The sequence below is a fragment of the Nocardia beijingensis NBRC 16342 genome (assembly GCF_001612785.1).
Classification (GTDB): Bacteria; Actinomycetota; Actinomycetes; order Mycobacteriales; family Mycobacteriaceae; genus Nocardia; species Nocardia beijingensis.
Genome location: NZ_BDBC01000098.1, coordinates 1 through 1,175, shown reverse-complemented (window position 1 = coordinate 1,175; position 1,175 = coordinate 1). Strand labels below are relative to the sequence as shown.

Here is a 1,175-nt window from a genome sequence, read left to right as displayed (position 1 = left end):
GGTCTTTGTCGGTGATGGGTGTGGTGGTGGGTGGGGTGTTGTCGTTGTCGATGGTGAGCCAGTTGATGGTGTGGGGTAGGTGTGGGTGTGTGGGGGTGGTGGTGAGGCCGATGGTGGTGTGGGAGTTGGTGGTGATGTGGGTGATTCGTTGGGTGGGGTGTGTGGGGTCGATGGGGAGGAAGGCGGCGCCGGTTTTGGTGATGGCCCAGATGGCGATGATGGTTTCGGGGGAGCGGGGGATGGCGATGGCGACGGTGTCTTCGGGGCCGATGTGGTGGTGGAGGAGTTGGTGGGCGAGGTGGTTGGAGCGTTGGTCGAGTTGTTGGTAGGTGATGTGGTGGTTGTTGTGGATGATGGCGGTGTTGTGGGGGTGGTTGTGGGCGGTGGTGGTGAGGAGGTCGGGCAGTGTGGTGGGTGGTGTGGGTGGTGGTCCGGTGCGGGTGAGGAGGTCGGTTTTTTCGGTGGGGTCGAGGATGTCGATGGTGGCGATGGGTTGGGTGGGGTTGGTGGTGATGGCGTGCAGGATGCGCAGCCATCGGTGGGTGAGGGTGTGGATGGTGGTGGGGTTGTAGAGGTCGGTGGCGTAGGTGATGGTGGTGGTGATCTCGCCGTTGTGGTTGTCGGTGAGGATGATTTGTAGGTCGAATCGTGCGGTGGGGGTGGGTGGTTGGGTGGGGGTGATGTCGAGGTGGGGGAGGTGGAGGTGGGGTTGGTCGAGGTTTTGGAAGGCGAGCAGTGTTTGGAAGAGGGGGTGGTGGGAGCGGGTGCGGTGGGGGGTGAGGTGGTCGACGAGTTGTTCGAAGGGGATGTCGGCGTGTTGGAAGGCTTGCAGGTCGGTGTTTTTGGTGCGGGTGAGCAGGTCGGTGAAGGGTTCGTGGGGGTTGATGTGGGTGCGGAGGACGAGGGTGTTGACGAACATGCCGATGAGGTCGTCGAGGGCGGGGTCGCCGCGTCCGGCGATGGGGGTGCCGATGGGGATGTCGGTGCTGTTGCTGAGGCGGGCGAGGAGGACTGCGAGGCTGGCGTGGATGACCATGAACACCGAGCAGTCGTGGTGGTGTGCGAGGGTGTGTAGTGCGGTGACGAGTTCGGTGTCGAGGGTGTGGGTGGTGGTGGCGCCGTGGTGGGAGGCCACCGCGGGGCGGGGACGATCCACCGGCAAAGACAACTCCTCG

General features: G+C 63.9%; 1 protein-coding gene. It reads right to left on the bottom strand.

Annotation, left to right across the window (positions count from 1 at the left end):
• A partial coding sequence (locus NB3_RS33745; protein ID WP_244892188.1) for a condensation domain-containing protein occupies positions 1-1,156 on the bottom strand: 1,156 nt, incomplete at its 3' end.
• Positions 1,157-1,175: the final 19 nt, after the last annotated feature.